At 39.8% G+C, this 14,384-nt stretch carries 15 protein-coding genes and 1 pseudogene; 5 read left to right on the forward strand and 11 right to left on the reverse strand.

Annotation, left to right across the window (positions count from 1 at the left end):
• Position 1: 1 nt before the first annotated feature.
• From SD31_RS21085 to SD31_RS01410, 9 genes and pseudogenes are all read right to left on the reverse strand, one after another.
• Positions 2 to 723 (reverse strand): annotated as a pseudogene (locus SD31_RS21085) (glycosyl hydrolase family 95 catalytic domain-containing protein); the annotation flags it as partial.
• Positions 620 to 1,957 carry a glycosyl hydrolase family 95 catalytic domain-containing protein gene (locus tag SD31_RS16350; RefSeq protein WP_197053464.1) on the reverse strand — a complete coding sequence of 446 codons (1,338 nt, stop codon included), beginning with the start codon at positions 1,955 to 1,957 and terminating at the stop codon, positions 620 to 622. The pseudogene SD31_RS21085 and the gene SD31_RS16350, both read right to left, overlap by 104 nt.
• A 279-nt stretch (positions 1,958 to 2,236) precedes the next feature.
• The gene (locus SD31_RS01380) at positions 2,237 to 4,528 is read right to left on the reverse strand and encodes a GH92 family glycosyl hydrolase (RefSeq protein WP_039052829.1); all 2,292 of its coding nucleotides are present in this window, start codon (positions 4,526 to 4,528) and stop codon (positions 2,237 to 2,239) included.
• Between the two features lie 73 nt (positions 4,529 to 4,601).
• Positions 4,602 to 5,573, reverse strand: coding sequence for an NAD(P)H-quinone oxidoreductase (locus tag SD31_RS01385; RefSeq protein ID WP_316929715.1), 972 nt, complete (start codon positions 5,571 to 5,573; stop codon positions 4,602 to 4,604).
• Positions 5,574 to 7,157 carry an outer membrane beta-barrel protein gene (locus SD31_RS01390; protein WP_039052830.1) on the reverse strand — a complete coding sequence of 528 codons (1,584 nt, stop codon included), beginning with the start codon at positions 7,155 to 7,157 and terminating at the stop codon, positions 5,574 to 5,576.
• Positions 7,147 to 7,704, reverse strand: coding sequence for a hypothetical protein (locus SD31_RS01395; RefSeq protein WP_039052831.1), 558 nt, complete (start codon positions 7,702 to 7,704; stop codon positions 7,147 to 7,149). Before SD31_RS01395 ends, SD31_RS01390 begins: the two co-directional genes overlap by 11 nt.
• Positions 7,705 to 7,758: 54 nt before the next feature.
• A complete protein-coding gene (locus SD31_RS01400) occupies positions 7,759 to 8,253 on the reverse strand; it encodes a carboxypeptidase-like regulatory domain-containing protein (RefSeq protein ID WP_039052832.1) in 495 nt (164 codons plus the stop codon).
• 204 nt (positions 8,254 to 8,457) lie between these two features.
• Positions 8,458 to 8,985, reverse strand: coding sequence for a ferritin (locus SD31_RS01405; RefSeq protein ID WP_039052843.1), 528 nt, complete (start codon positions 8,983 to 8,985; stop codon positions 8,458 to 8,460).
• Positions 8,986 to 9,234: 249 nt separating this feature from the next.
• On the reverse strand, positions 9,235 to 9,531 hold the full coding sequence (locus tag SD31_RS01410; RefSeq protein WP_231561034.1) for a DUF6686 family protein: 297 nt from the start codon (positions 9,529 to 9,531) through the stop codon (positions 9,235 to 9,237).
• A gap of 118 nt (positions 9,532 to 9,649) precedes the next feature.
• Between SD31_RS01410 and SD31_RS14635 the strand changes: the two genes are divergently transcribed.
• From SD31_RS14635 to SD31_RS01430, 4 genes are all read left to right on the forward strand, one after another.
• Positions 9,650 to 10,021 (forward strand): hypothetical protein, encoded by a 372-nt coding sequence (locus SD31_RS14635; protein ID WP_052258524.1) that lies wholly within the window; start codon positions 9,650 to 9,652, stop codon positions 10,019 to 10,021.
• Positions 10,022 to 10,131: 110 nt separating this feature from the next.
• Entirely contained in the window at positions 10,132 to 10,935 is an 804-nt protein-coding gene (locus SD31_RS01420) for an MbnP family protein (protein WP_039052833.1), read from the forward strand.
• Positions 10,935 to 11,966 carry a cytochrome-c peroxidase gene (locus SD31_RS01425; protein WP_039052834.1) on the forward strand — a complete coding sequence of 344 codons (1,032 nt, stop codon included), beginning with the start codon at positions 10,935 to 10,937 and terminating at the stop codon, positions 11,964 to 11,966. Before SD31_RS01420 ends, SD31_RS01425 begins: the two co-directional genes overlap by 1 nt.
• A complete protein-coding gene (locus tag SD31_RS01430) occupies positions 11,963 to 12,865 on the forward strand; it encodes a transporter (RefSeq protein ID WP_039052835.1) in 903 nt (300 codons plus the stop codon). Before SD31_RS01425 ends, SD31_RS01430 begins: the two co-directional genes overlap by 4 nt.
• Before the next feature lie 55 nt (positions 12,866 to 12,920).
• Here the strand turns inward: SD31_RS01430 and SD31_RS01435 are convergent, their stop codons facing one another.
• Positions 12,921 to 13,319 carry an SRPBCC family protein gene (locus SD31_RS01435; protein ID WP_039052836.1) on the reverse strand — a complete coding sequence of 133 codons (399 nt, stop codon included), beginning with the start codon at positions 13,317 to 13,319 and terminating at the stop codon, positions 12,921 to 12,923.
• Between the two features lie 25 nt (positions 13,320 to 13,344).
• Positions 13,345 to 13,992, reverse strand: coding sequence for an orotate phosphoribosyltransferase (pyrE, locus tag SD31_RS01440; RefSeq protein WP_039052837.1), 648 nt, complete (start codon positions 13,990 to 13,992; stop codon positions 13,345 to 13,347).
• A 22-nt stretch (positions 13,993 to 14,014) separates the two neighbouring features.
• Between pyrE and SD31_RS01445 the strand changes: the two genes are divergently transcribed.
• Positions 14,015 to 14,290 carry a hypothetical protein gene (locus tag SD31_RS01445; RefSeq protein ID WP_156138141.1) on the forward strand — a complete coding sequence of 92 codons (276 nt, stop codon included), beginning with the start codon at positions 14,015 to 14,017 and terminating at the stop codon, positions 14,288 to 14,290.
• Positions 14,291 to 14,384: the final 94 nt, after the last annotated feature.

Here is a 14,384-nt window from a genome sequence, read left to right on the forward strand (position 1 = left end):
GTGTATCGAAAAGGTTGTTTAATGTCGATTTTGCCAACAGGTCCTGAACATTCTTCCAGGCTTCCTCTCCATCGAGCAGACGGGCATAAAAGTTGATAATCCATGCTCTGCTCCATCCCGTATGTCCTCCACCATGAGTAAGCCTTCTTGTCAGTGTATGACGGGCCGCCTCAAAAAGCTCCGGTGTCGCCGGAGTAATAAGATTGGCAGGATATAATCCTACGAGCTGAGACATATGTCTATGACCCGGCTCTACTTCCTCATAATCCGCTATCCATTCTTGGACTATACCATACTTTTGGCTCACCTTTGTAGGTGGTATTCTTTTTAACGTAGCTTTAAGCTGTTTCAAAAATTGAGGATCTTCACCTACTATATTTCCAGCGTCTATACAGGCTGATAAAAAGCGGTGATGAGTTGGTTATCTATAGTTGGTGCATATGTTAATTGTTCTGCTTTGCCGTTAGCCAGACGGAAACTATTTTCCGGTGACATTGATGGCGCGGTAACCAAATAACCATTGGGAGCTTCAATCAAAAAGCTCTCTACATACTCTGCAGCCTCCCGCATTATAGGATAAATTTTGTCTTTAAGATATTGCTTATCTTGAGTAAAAAGATTAGTTTTCCCAAAGGTTGAGACAAAGCCATACCCCCGATAGTGGTGAAGTACCCCAATGTATTCCTGAAATAATGCCTGATTTTCCGAAGACGTCCGTAGCATGATGTATGGTCCATCCTTTGGCCTTATACATCTTCTGCGCAGTGATACGTCCCGGCACCCGCAAGCGATCCACAAACTCCACATACGGACGTACCGTCTCCGAAAGATTGGTCACATCAGCAGGCCAGTAATTCATCTGTACATTTATGTTGGTATGGTAATCCGACTTCCATGGTGCTTCAAAATGCTCATTCCATATGCCCTGCAGATTAGCAGGCAAAACGCCGGGAGCTCGAGAGCTAGAAAGCAGAAGATATCTCCCATATTGAAAATAAAGGCTTACCAACCCCAAATCGGCTTTACCTTCCTTCACACGCTGTAGGCGTACATCCGTCGGAAGATTTTGGTTATCTTCATTTCCCAAATGCAATGATACGCGCTTAAAATAGGGTTGATAATCTGCCAGATGATTTTGTTTTAACCTTTCAAACGAATAACTTTCAGCTTGACGGATTAATTTTTTGGATATGTCGTAAGGATCAATGTCTCGATTAAAGTTAAGCTGTGAAAGGTCGTAGTCCGTCGCTGCCGTAAAAATCAATAAAGCCTCATCTGCGTCGGTAACTATCACGGTATTGTTCAGACTATGCATTTCTCCTCCTTGCGGGATAATGCGTAAGGCGGCAGCAAACTTCATATGCAGTCCACCAGGTCCCATACTCTCCGAAGGGAGATCGACAAGCTGTCCCTGCATGAGTAACATCCCTTGGCCTTCAGCTTGTACTGTGGCATCATATTGCCTTGACAGTGTGGCTTTGAAACTAAGTCCTCTCGCCTTATCACTGCTGAGTCGAATGACCATTACATTTTGTGGAGCAGAAATGAAATATTCTCTTTTATAGCGTACTCCATTAACGGAATAACTGACTTCACTTATAGCTTCTTCCAAATTCAAGCTGCGACGATAACTCGCAACAGGTCCTTCATGTGCAAAGTCTAAATATATGTTTCCTAAAGTCTGATATGAACGAAAGTCCGCAGGGGTGGCCAACAGATATTGCTTTGCTAACTCATGAGCCTTATCGTTGTCTCCTGCCAACAACAATCGTCGTATCTCATCAATATGCTGACCTGCCTGTGGGTTAGTATTATCAAAATTGGAACCTCCGACTAGGCTTTCTTCGTTAAGTTGAATAATATCTTTTTGCACTCCCCCATATACCATCGCACCTAAACGTCCATTGCCTATTGGCAGTGCTTCATTCCAATTCTTGGCCGCTTGTTTATACCACAAGAGGAGATCACTCTGAGCTCGAAGATTATAAAAGTTGAAGAAAAGGAGAAAAATTAAACAATATCTCCAATTGACATGACACAAAAAATTCATTGTCTATAAATTATAAAATAAGACTATTAAGTATTGTTAGGTTACTGAGTAATAAACAGAAATACCGGTTAGTATCTGTGATAACTAAAATACCGGCATTTCAGCGAATAAAAGTAAACCATATTACCCAATACTTATCTTATTTTATCATCCATGAAAGTAGAAGGCTTTATTTTTCCTAGAACATTAATCATGAGTACTTAACGAATACGGAAAATCCGATGACTGGATACCTCTTTTTGTATTCGGTTTATTATCCATAGTAAAATTCAACTTTGCTCCTTTTATAAGCTCGGAATGCTTTAAATAATTCTTACTATAGCTCTTGCCATTGAGTGTCAAATCTTTGATATATCTATTCTCTGCGTTATTGTTCACGCTACGGATTTCTATTGTTTTACCGTTACTAAGATGCAGCTTGACTTCATCGAAGAGCGGCGAGCCTATAACATATTCGTCCACCGCTGGCGTTACTGGATAAAATCCCAAAGCAGAGAAAACATACCAGGCGGAAGTTTGTCCGTTGTCTTCATCACCACAGTAGCCATCCGGATTAGGAGAATACATCCTGTCCATGGTTTCTCTCACCCAGAACTGGGATTTCCAAGGTGCCCCGACATAATTATATAGATATGCCATATGCTGTATAGGCTGATTGCCGTGTGCGTATTGTCCCATATTGACAATCTGCATCTCACGGATTTCATGGATAGGAAAACCATAATAGCTGTCATCAAATATAGGAGGCAAAATGAACACAGAATCTAACTTATTCTCCATCGCTTTATTGCCACCCATCAGCTTGGCTAGCCCTGCAAAATCTTGGAATACTGACCAACTGTAATGCCAGCTGTTACCTTCAGTAAAAGCGTCTCCCCATTTAAACGGATTAAATGGAGATTGGAAGGAACCGTCCTTATTCTTTCCTCGCATCAGTCCTGTCGCGGGATCAAAAAGTTTTTTGTAATTGAACGATCTATCCTTGTAGAATTGTAAATCGTCTTTTCCTTTACCTATAGCTTTGGCCAGCTGATAAATTGCGAAATCATCATACGCATATTCCAGTGTACGAGCAGCATTTTCGTTGATATTAACATCGTAAGGAACATAGCCCAGCTCATTATAATACTCCGCTCCGGCTCTTCCAACAGCAGGAAGAGGTCCTGCATTTTTGGAGCCCTTTACTACAGCTTCATATAGGATTTCGATATCCTTGCTTCGCACCCCCTTTATCCATGCATCAGCCACCACAGAAGCTGAATTGTTGCCAACCATAACATTACGATAGCCTGGACTAGCCCATTCCGGCAGCCATCCTCCCTCACGATAAGCGTTGGCTAAGCCATCTTGCATCTTAAGACTCATCTCCGGATACATGAGATTCAGGAAAGGGAACAAACAGCGAAATGTATCCCAAAACCCCGTGTCTGTAAACATATATCCGGGTAGTACCTGACCATTATATGGTGAATAGTGAACGATATCCCCGTTTTCGTTGTATTCATAAAATGTCCTTGGAAACAACAGTGAACGGTATAAGCAAGAATAGAAAGTTCGTAACTGATCGATTGTACCACCGCGCACTTCTATCTTGCCTAACTCCTTATTCCATATGGATTCTGCCTCACTTTTTACCATTTCAAAGGTTTTATCACCAATCTCCTTAAGGTTTCGCTCCGCCTGTTCGTTCGAAATAAAAGAAGAAGCTACCTTCATCAAAAGAGGATCATCTTTGCCTTTCACGGAAAAGCCTATCAGAGCTCCTACATGCTCTGCCTTAACACTATACCTTCCATCCTCCAGCACAGAGTCTGCAAAGGTGGAAATATCTTTAAAAGGCTTATTGAATTCCAAAACAAAATAATTCTTGAAATTGCTTGGAACTCCTCCACTATTTTTTGTCGAATAACCAATAATCTTATTTTCTTGAGGCAAAACTTCCACATAAGATCCTTTATCGAAAGCATCCAACAGCACGTAAGCCTCTTCCGTTTGCGGAAAGGTAAAGCGGAAATAAGCAGCTCTGGATGTAGGTGTCACTTCTACCTTCGTATCATAATCTGCCAGATATACCGAATAATAATGTGGTTTAGCAACTTCCGCTTTATGGGAGAAATAGCTGGCTCTTTTTTCCTGATCGAAGGTTTTATTTCCCACCATAGCCATAATACTGAACTGACCATAATCGTTCATCCAGGGCGAAGGCTGATGAGTTTGTTTGATACCTCGGATTTTCTCCGCCGTATAGGTATACATCCATCCATCTCCCATCTTTCCGGTTTGAGGGCTCCAGAAATTCATCCCCCAAGGCACAGCAATAGCTGGATATGTATTGCCACTGGACAAAAAATATGTTGACTGCGTTCCTACTAAAGTACTTACATAATCCAACGGCTTTCCAACCTGACTTATTCGCTGGGCATGACCAACACTTGCGGACAACAGAAGTATGGAAAATACAAGGAATTTAAGTTTCATAATGCTTACAATTATTTACCTAAAGATGTAAATAATTATTCATACTTCCAAAGTCTAAATTAATTTTAGCTCTTTAAAAAGAGAGGACTATCTTCCCTAAAATCTCGCTACTTTCCATCAGTCGATGAGCTTCCCAAGCTTCCACAAACGGCACTACCTTATAGATAGGAAGAATCAATTTTCTTTCGTTAATGAGTGGAAGAAGATGGGCTTTGATATCTGCTGTAAGAGCCTCTTTAAAAGCGCTGTCTCTATTGCGTAAAGTACTACCGGTGATGGTTAGTCTTTTCTGCATAAGCTTAAGGATATTTAGCGTGACCTTCACGCCTTGCATGGCATTGATGTACACTAATCTTCCTTCTTCACGCAGTACATGGATGTTTTTTTCGAAATACTCTCCTCCTATAAAGTCGAGTACGACATCTACCCCTTTATCTTTCAGTCCCATTTCAAAATCAGAAGTCGAATAATCAATGATTATATCGGCTCCCAATTGTTTCACAAATTCTTTTTTGGCAGCACCACGAACGGTTGTCGCTACTTCTGCTCCCCAAAGCTTTGAAAGCAATATGGCAGTACTACCTATACCTCCTGCACCGCCATGGATTAAAATCCTTTCACCCTTAGTTAGGTTGGCTCTCTGAAAGACATTATGCCATACCGTATATATTGTCTCGGGCATGGCGGCAGCCTCCTCAAATGTTAGGCTTTCCGGCAATGGAATACAAACGCCGCTGTGAGCTGCAACAAATTCGGCGTAACCGCCTCCGGCTACCAAAGCCATGACACGATCGCCCAAATTCAGCTCTTTTACGTTCTCTCCTATTGCGGCTATGGTACCCGCCACCTCTAAGCCAAGAACATCCTGTACTACCCCTTGCGGGGCAGGATATTTCCCTAAACGTTGCAATACGTCCGGTCTATTAACTCCGGCGGCATGCACCCTGATAAGCACCTCATCTGCCGATATGGTAGGTATATCTCTTTCCTGAACCTGCAATACTTCCGGACCACCGGCTGTTGTCATCACTACTGCTTTCATCATTTATTTTTGAAGTCGGATATTTAAAGCCAACATAATGTATCTGCCCAAGCGGCTTTTACGCTCCTCATATAGATCATTTCCAATATATTCCGAATAGATTCCCATATTAGTATTCTGATCGAAGAGATCGTACGCATGGATACGTAACATGGCTGTCCTATTTTGCAAAAAGGAATATTCTATAAATGCATTCATCAATGTCTGGTTTACATTCATGAAATTATTGAAATACCCATCATTGTTACGTTGCGACATTTCCACCCCCATAGAGAAATTGTCTTTTACATAACCTTTTATCCCCAATCCCAAAAACAAAGATTGCACATTGATTCTTGTTCGGAAAGGAATATCATAGCGGGCATAATTTTGGGAATAGACGGCATTCAATGAAGATTCAACATATTCATCCAAAGAATATTTCAATTTCAATGCCTGTTGGAACAAAAACTGTTTGGTGGTTCTCTTACGATCTTCGATGAATGAAAGGTTATTGAAATAGTTTACACTTCCATCTAGGTTAAGTTGCCAGCTGTCTCCTCCCAAAGGCGTATTGAAAATATAATTTAACTTCCAGTCGTAATATCCATTGGTATTGCGGAATGTAGTCTGCTGGATGGTAGTGTTTTCTAAAGGCTTTTTGTCATTAACAATTTTATCTTTTACCTTGTTGAAGATAAAGCTGGTTTCTAGATATTGCATGCGTACCGGAAAAAACGCTCTTACCGTGCTGAGAAAACTATGAGTAAACTCCGACTTCAACTCCGGATTACCGATGATGATATTCCTCGAGTTCGTGTTATTCCTTACAGGGGCAATTTGGAAAAAACTCGGCTCGTTATTTTTACCTTTATAGCTCAACTGGAAATCCAGATTATTCGAAATCTTATATGTAAGGTTTGATGTAGGTACCAAATTGATGTTGTCGTAGCTGTATGTTAAGGTGTCGTTCAAAATTTCCCCCAGCATCTTAATAGGTTGTACGGCAAAACCTATGTTAAACTTCAGTTTCTTCGGAAGGTTATATTGGTAAGTAATGCCCATCTTATTGGTGAAATATTGATAACCATAATCTACCGTCAAAGAGTCAATAATTCCTCGAGGTTGATTATTAATCCAGTTGTATGTATATCGGCTAGCGTCAATTCTGTTGTGTTCGAATTCATACTTGAATTCAAACAATCCATTATTCAGAAAAGGTTCTACATAAGACATCATCAGATTTTTGGAATCGTTATAATTTTTCATATCCACAAACTGATGATTTAGCTCCATCACCGTATCTAATGACATCTGATAAGCTACCGTATATTCCTCGTTAACGTACTCTCTGTCGGTAAGTTTGTAGGCACGTAAGCCCATCTTTCCCACAAACTTCCGATTCTTGTTCTCGAAATTCTTCACAAAGGTCATTTCGACATTTCCCATAGGAAGAACCTGTTTGGTAGAGTCTGTATTGTTACCTTTATTTTGTAAGAATGAGTTACTCAATTCTGTTTTTCGCTCATTCATATAGGATTTATTATGTAAAGTGAAGTTACCTTCGATTTTCAGCAAGTCCTCATTCTCAAATTTTTTATCCAGCAAAAACCTGAGAATTATGATTATAGTCGTTTTGTATGATATCAAAATCTTCTGTCTTAGTGATGGTATTGCCTGTATAGGCTGACTTCATGTTTGAAAAACCTGTAACCTGACTATTCTTATGTATAAAATTATAAGCTCCACTTAGTCTGGTCCGCGAATTAATTTTTTTGACCCAGTTAGTTCCTATGGAGTAAGTCGTATTGATGCCGTCCGTAGGATCAATATATTCATCAATATCAAAAGATTTAGTATTGCGGCTTCCTCCCATAATATCGCCAAAAGAAAATAAATTCGTATTGGTATTATTGATAGATCCAAGGATAGACATCTCGTTACCATCGTCAAATCTGTTGATGCCGAAGCTTCCTAGGTAGCGTTGGTTGGTTCCTGCTCCAAAAGTGAGCTGTCCAAAATGGAATATTTTACGGTCTTCTTTTAGGTTTATGTTCAATATTTTCTCGGTGGCCTGATTGTCCACAATGCCGTTGTCGGCGGCATCATTCTCATTGCGGACTTCTATAAGTTGAATATTGTTAATATAATCCACCGGAAGGTTTTTTGTCGCCGTAAGTACGTCTCCACCAAAAAAATCAATTATTATTTACCCTAACCCTCCGTATATGGTACCATTAAAATATACAGATCCGTCGCGCAACACCTGAAAGCCGGGGAGTTTCTTAAGACCATCTTCCAGAAGGGCGTGCTTACCGAACCTAAACGCTCCCATATTATACTGAATCGTATCTCCATTGACCACAATAGGAATTACCTTGGTCACTGTGACATCTTCTATGATAAAAGCTGCCCTACTCAATATTACATTGGGAAGTTTATTGTTGATTAAATCTTTACGTGTAAAGAAAAACTCTTCATAGGCATAACCTAAGATCGAAAACCCTAAATGAATGGTATAGGTTTCCCTAGGAAGAGTAAAGCTGTAAATCCCCCTACCGTTGGTGATAGCAAACAGCGTGTCTTTAGGTGTATAAAGACGTACGTTTACATCTTTAATAGGATTGCCCGCAGTATCCAAGACCACCCCGCTGAAGTGTTCCTGTCCAAAAACTATTTGAGTTGTAATACATACAACCAGCATAAAAAAACACCCTGTCTTTGTTAATAAACTTCGCACAACTCAAACTAGCTTATACAGCAATCAAGATAATAAATATTGTAGATTCAAAAAATTACACCGGCAACTTTTACCCTATATTTAACGTAAAATAATAAGTATTAGTATAAAAAAAGCGAGATATAAAAGTTTATATCTCGCTTCGCTATTAATTATTAGCTTTCTTTCTTATTCTCCATCGAAAGAAACTTTCACCAAATGTCTGTCAATTTCCCAACGGCCGGTACCCTCTTCACCGATAACGTCAAACAATTCCAAGATGCGTCTTGCAACATACTCTTCTTCCACTTGCTCCTCTAAGAACCATTGTAAGAAGTTAAAAGTAACATAGTCCTTTGCCTTCACACAGGTGTCAGCAATTTTGTTGAACTGTTCAGTTACAAACATCTCTTGCTCTAATGTCTGCTCGAAAACACCTCTGAACGACTCAAATTCCGAAGGAATATTAGTTATCTCCGGTGAAATAGGTTTACCTCCGCGGCTGCTGATATAATGAAAAAGCTTCAACATATGCTGACGCTCTTCATCCGACTGCTTCGCAAAGAATTTTGCCGCATTGTCCAACCCTTGATCTTCACACCATGCCGACATAGAAAGGTATAGTGCCGAAGAATGCGCTTCTACTTTAATCTGTGCGTTCAAAATAATTTCGATCTCTTCTGATAAAGATGATTTTAGTTTCAATAAGTCTTTCATATGATGAATATTTTTTTGTTTACAATTATGTACAAGCATAAATAAGCAAAACTCATACCGCTTATTTGCTCTAACAAAAATATACAGAAGAGAATGGGAAAAAGAATGAAAAAAATGTAATACAAATTCAGTCTAAATTAGACTTTGAATCTGTAACCTATTTAGAATCAGTATAATTTTAATTAGCGAGCCAACATAGCTCCCTCACGTAGGATGCTCTTAATCTGTCCGTTCAGTTCAATGACAAATTTACGCCCCGTCCAAGATTTCTCGAAGATTTAGAATATCCGACACAGTAAGTACAAAACAGCGATCGGTACGAAAAGGCATCACAATTTCTACATCCGCACTGCGAGATGAATCACAAATCATCTTCTCTATATCGATACTGTCTATGCGCTTTTTGAATTTGAAAAAATCACTTACACTGAAGGATGTTGTCGTATTTTGAAATTCTAACCAGTAACAGTTTTTGCGGCTGCATTGATATACAGCTCCCTCCGATGTCTTAAATACTTCCTCTACGTTTGCTAATGGACAAATCATCTTCAATAATCTTGACGCAAACAAAGATATAGCTTATTAAGAATTAATCCAAATAAAATTCAACAAGAATAACTACCCTCATTTTGAAATATAGAAGAATGTTGTAACTTTGCGATGCATGAAAAAGTGGCTTACATATCTACTTATTCCTGTCATGTTAATCCAATGCAACATGACGCTAGTGATATGTACGTCATTTTACTATAATCAAAAATACATCGAAAAATACCTCTGTGTACAGCGCAATATGGAACACAACACCTGTCATGGAAAGTGTTACCTAATGAAGAAGCTGAAAGCACAGCAGGAAAATGAACAGAAAAATTTCAAGGTAAACTTCCATGAGGGCTTAGCTGTGGATCACTTCCAAAATGAGGTCGATTTATGTACAACCGTTACGGAGCTTGCAAAAACATACCCTCTATACTTTTGTAATTTAAATCCGCAAGATTATATCTATTCGATAGATCATCCCCCTCTCTTTATTTAATTATTCCTAACACTTGTATTATCCCTACTCCTATGTTGCATCCATCCGTACAGATGGGAGTAGCATTAATTGTATTTGGTTTTAATTAAATAAAGAATAGATAAGTCAACATGAAAAATTTATTGGGGGCTTTAGTAGCCATAGTGTTTTTATTTACTAATTGTAGCAAAACAGAATCTATCGAAACGGACAGCAATAAAAACGGTCAGGTAAAACTTAAATTTGACCTTATAGTCAACGGTAAAAAGCTCGTTCTCAATGATTATACCTATACCAATAGCAATGGAGAATCTTTCAACATTTCCCTACTGAAATTCTATGTCAGCAATATCGTCTTAGGCAAGCCTAATGGTGAAACCTACACCGTGCCGAAAATGGAGTCTTTCTTTCTGATTGACGCCCAAGATAATAAAAGCCTATATCCTATCATCAGTGCCCCGGAAGGGGAATACAGTTATCTGCAGTTTAATTTGGGTGTTGACAGCCTTACCAACACCTTACCTGCAGAACAAAGAACCGGCGTTTTGGATGTGTCAAAACACGACATGTATTGGACCTGGAATTCCGGTTATATACACTTCAAAATCGAAGGAGCCTCTCCTCAAGCTAATACCGTAAACAATCAATTTAAGTACCATATAGGTTTCTTCGGAGGATATAGCAGCCCTACACCTAATAACAATAGGATTATAACGCTCGATCTATCAAAGGCTGGCATCAGCAAGGTTCAGGAAAACCTATCCTCAGATATCCACCTCATGGTAGATATAGGAAGGATCTTCGATGCTGTACATACCATCTCTATAAGTGAGTATCCTACCATCATGACGCAGGGTCCTCACGAGCAAATGGCGGATAATTACGCCACTATGTTTACACATGATCATACCCATAACTTCCAAAAAATCAACTGATGGTAAACAGAAAAAGATGGTCAGTCTTCGCTATAATCCTTCTAGTGATAGTGGCATGTCAAAAAAGCGAAGATCTTAACTTTGAAGAATTTATAGGCTTCCGGAAACCTACACACTTTCCGGATCCTGTATATAATTTTGCCACCACACCTCTCACAAAAGAAACCGTGGAATTGGGGCGCAAGTTATTTTATGACGAACGTCTGTCGCGCAACAACACTATCTCTTGCGCAAGCTGTCACATCAGCCAGAATGCTTTCACGCACCACGGACACGATGTTAGTCACGGCATAGACGATAAATTGGGCATACGCAATGCACCTACCCTTGCCAACCTTGCATGGGCTACATCCTTCTTCTGGGACGGAGGTGTGCCACAGCTGGACCTCGTCTCCTTGGCTGCCATTGTGAATGAGGTGGAGATGGATGAAAACATGAACAATATACTGGTCAAACTGAAAGCCGACGCTAAATATCCCGATATGTTCACAAAGGCATTCGGCAAAAGTGAATTTTCGGGAAATGAGGTACTAAAAGCATTGGCACATTTCATGACCACTCTAGTTTCTGACAATTCCAAATACGACAAGGTCAAGCGAGGAGAAGATTCTTTCACCGAAGAAGAAGAAAAAGGCTATCAGCTTTTCTTAGCCAAATGTAATAGCTGTCATACAGAACCTCTATTCACGGATTACAGCTTCCGCGACAACGGTCTAGGCATTAACCCTGCAAATGATTTGGGAAGATTTGAAGTGACCCTTAACGAAAAAGATAAACTTCGCTTTAAAGTTCCTACACTGCGCAACTTGAGTTATACAGCGCCTTATATGCATGACGGCAGATTTTACACCTTACACGCTGTATTGAATCATTACGCTAAGGAAGTGGTCTTGACAGACAATCTTGATCCTCTCTTGAGGATTAACAAAGGTATTCCCCTGACGAAGGAAGAAATGGAGGCTCTTCTTAGCTTCCTCAAAACGCTGGACGACGAATCTTTCATTCAAAACAAAAACTTCATACAACCATGAAAAAATTAACTGCACTCATCATAGCCTACTTCGCTGCAACAGGTGCTTATGCCTGTGATATCTGTGGCGGAGGTCTCGGAAATTCATACAATGGGCTCCTTCCCAACTTCAACAAGAGGTTCGTTGGAGTTCGCTATCACTTTAATCAACTTTACACGCAGCTGGATATTCATGGAAATATTACGGCCTTGAGTAATAAAGAGAAGTACCATACCGCCGAGATTTGGTCTGCTTGGAATATCCATCCCAAGTGGAGGGTGATGGCTATTATTCCTTACAGCAAAATATTCAAATACAATTATGGTACTACATCTGAAATCAATAAATCTGGATTAGGAGACATTAATGTTAGTACTTACTATAATCTACTGAACACCTCAAATAACAGCAACCATAATGTCTGGCTGGGTATCGGCGTTAAGCTACCTACGGGAGAATATCGTAAAGAAGACTTAGACACCAATTCACCTAACATCTATCAGTTAGGAACAGGAAGCTTAGACCTTATTGCCAGCGCCAGCTACGACATCCGTGTAGACAATATGGGCCTGAATACCAACCTAAGTTATAAATGGAATACAGAAAATAGTGAAAAGTACCGCTATGGCAATAAGACTACACTGAATGCCAGTCTCTACTACCTTCATGCTTTTTCAGAGAAGAGTAACATACGTCCTCATGCAGGAATCCAATATGAATATCAAACGAAAGATAGGACTTTAGGGTATATACTGGATCAAACCGGAGGATACAACCTTAACCTTAATGTAGGTGCAGAAGCCACTATACACAAACTGGCGGTGGGAGTCTTCTACCAATCTCCTCTTCAGCAAAATATCAGTAATCATCGTACCGAACTTATTCAAAAGGTAGGAATGCATGTTACTTTCACCTTCTAAAAAGTAAGGGCTTCAACTTTAAAGTTGAAGCCCTTACTCATTTATAATATAGTTTTTATGCCAAAACCTCCTTTAACCGACTTACCTGATAGTCTACCAGTTTTTGCAGAGGACCGCTTGCTATCATCTTCATCATCATATTCAATTCGGCTTCGATGACAAAGGTAGCTTTCGTCTCTTGTGTGGATAGCTGATCCAGCTTCCAAGACAATCTAACCTTGAAAGGTGCCTCCTCACTAGGCTCACACACTATTTCCTTATTCTCTACACGTTGCGTTACTTTCAAGGCCAGCTTAGCCATGTTTTTAATCGTAAAACGAGCCTCATCACTCGTCGATGACCAATTGTAGATGTTCTCAGGCATAAGCTGTTCGTGATTGTTTAAATCACTTAGGTAAGCATACACATCCTCTACAGGTTTGTTTAATGTTGTGCTGTTTTGAATCAAGGTCATATAGGTAGTGAAATATTGATGGTGACTATTCTTCAGGTTTCCAGTTTGCTGGATCTTTTCTCCAAGCTTTCAAGAAATCTACATCCGACTCCAACACATATCCGTTTTCCACAGCTACTTTTATCAAAGCATCGTAGTTACACAAGCTGTACATAGTGCATTTTGCTTCCGCAAAATTTTTAGCTGCCTCTTCGAAACCATAAGTAAAGATTGAAACCAAACCTACAACATTACAGCCTGCATTACGTAAAGCTTGAACGGCTTGCAACGAACTCTTACCGGTAGAAATCAAATCTTCGATTACTACTACACGCTGACCTTCTACTACCTCTCCCTCGATAAGGTTCTGACGGCCGTGGTCTTTGGCACTGCTACGCACATATGTGAAAGGCAGCCCCAGTTCCTGTGCTACCAATACCCCTTGTGGAATTCCGGCAGTAGCCACTCCCGAAATCATTTCTACCGCTCCAAATTCATCTTGAATCAACTTAGCTAATTTCTGACGGATATAGGTACGGATAGCTGGATGCGATAAAGTGATACGATTATCACAATAAATTGGAGACTTCCAACCCGACGCCCATGTAAAAGGACTTTTAGGTTGCAATTTTATTGCTTTAATTTGCAATAAGGATTCAGCAATTTTTTGTTCAACCTCATTTAAATTATTCATGGCACAAATTTATAAAATTTATATGAACCACAGCCTGCTTATTTTAGCAGATTTCGTTCCTAAAGCTCCTAAAAACAGCCAAACGATTGGTTTACAAGACATTGACTTAGAAAAACTTTTTGATAGCTCTACAAAGAACGGAAAGACTACTTATCTCTACGTTCATCCCGATATCAAAGATATCTTCAAAAAGATTACAGACGGCATAAAGACCATCTTCGCTGCTGGTGGCGTAAGTAGAAAAACGGAAAAGGTAAAATTTTATTCATTCAACCGCCTGACGGAAAATGGATCCTAACCGGAAAAAGGTGAAAGTTGAATGGAAGGTAACGAAAAAGTAAGTCGAGTGAACGTAACGTGACGTGAGATGAAGGGAAGTAGGAAAGAAGAAC

The organism is Sphingobacterium sp. T2 (genome assembly GCF_000814685.1).
Taxonomy (GTDB): Bacteria; Bacteroidota; Bacteroidia; order Sphingobacteriales; family Sphingobacteriaceae; genus Sphingobacterium; species Sphingobacterium thermophilum.

What these genes read in the sequence shown, in the direction of transcription:
- SD31_RS01445 (WP_156138141.1), top strand. Translation starts at nt 14,015, where the DNA reads ATGAACCACAGCCTGCTTATTTTAGCAGATTTCGTTCCTAAAGCTCCT.
- SD31_RS01420 (WP_039052833.1), top strand. Translation starts at nt 10,132, where the DNA reads ATGAAAAATTTATTGGGGGCTTTAGTAGCCATAGTGTTTTTATTTACT.
- SD31_RS14635 (WP_052258524.1), top strand. Translation starts at nt 9,650, where the DNA reads ATGAAAAAGTGGCTTACATATCTACTTATTCCTGTCATGTTAATCCAA.
- SD31_RS01405 (WP_039052843.1), bottom strand. Translation starts at nt 8,985, where the DNA reads ATGAAAGACTTATTGAAACTAAAATCATCTTTATCAGAAGAGATCGAA.
- SD31_RS01385 (WP_316929715.1), bottom strand. Translation starts at nt 5,573, where the DNA reads ATGATGAAAGCAGTAGTGATGACAACAGCCGGTGGTCCGGAAGTATTG.
- SD31_RS01435 (WP_039052836.1), bottom strand. Translation starts at nt 13,319, where the DNA reads ATGACCTTGATTCAAAACAGCACAACATTAAACAAACCTGTAGAGGAT.
- SD31_RS01400 (WP_039052832.1), bottom strand. Translation starts at nt 8,253, where the DNA reads ATGCTGGTTGTATGTATTACAACTCAAATAGTTTTTGGACAGGAACAC.
- pyrE (WP_039052837.1), bottom strand. Translation starts at nt 13,992, where the DNA reads ATGAATAATTTAAATGAGGTTGAACAAAAAATTGCTGAATCCTTATTG.
- SD31_RS01410 (WP_231561034.1), bottom strand. Translation starts at nt 9,531, where the DNA reads ATGATTTGTCCATTAGCAAACGTAGAGGAAGTATTTAAGACATCGGAG.
- SD31_RS01380 (WP_039052829.1), bottom strand. Translation starts at nt 4,528, where the DNA reads ATGAAACTTAAATTCCTTGTATTTTCCATACTTCTGTTGTCCGCAAGT.
- SD31_RS01425 (WP_039052834.1), top strand. Translation starts at nt 10,935, where the DNA reads ATGGTAAACAGAAAAAGATGGTCAGTCTTCGCTATAATCCTTCTAGTG.
- SD31_RS01430 (WP_039052835.1), top strand. Translation starts at nt 11,963, where the DNA reads ATGAAAAAATTAACTGCACTCATCATAGCCTACTTCGCTGCAACAGGT.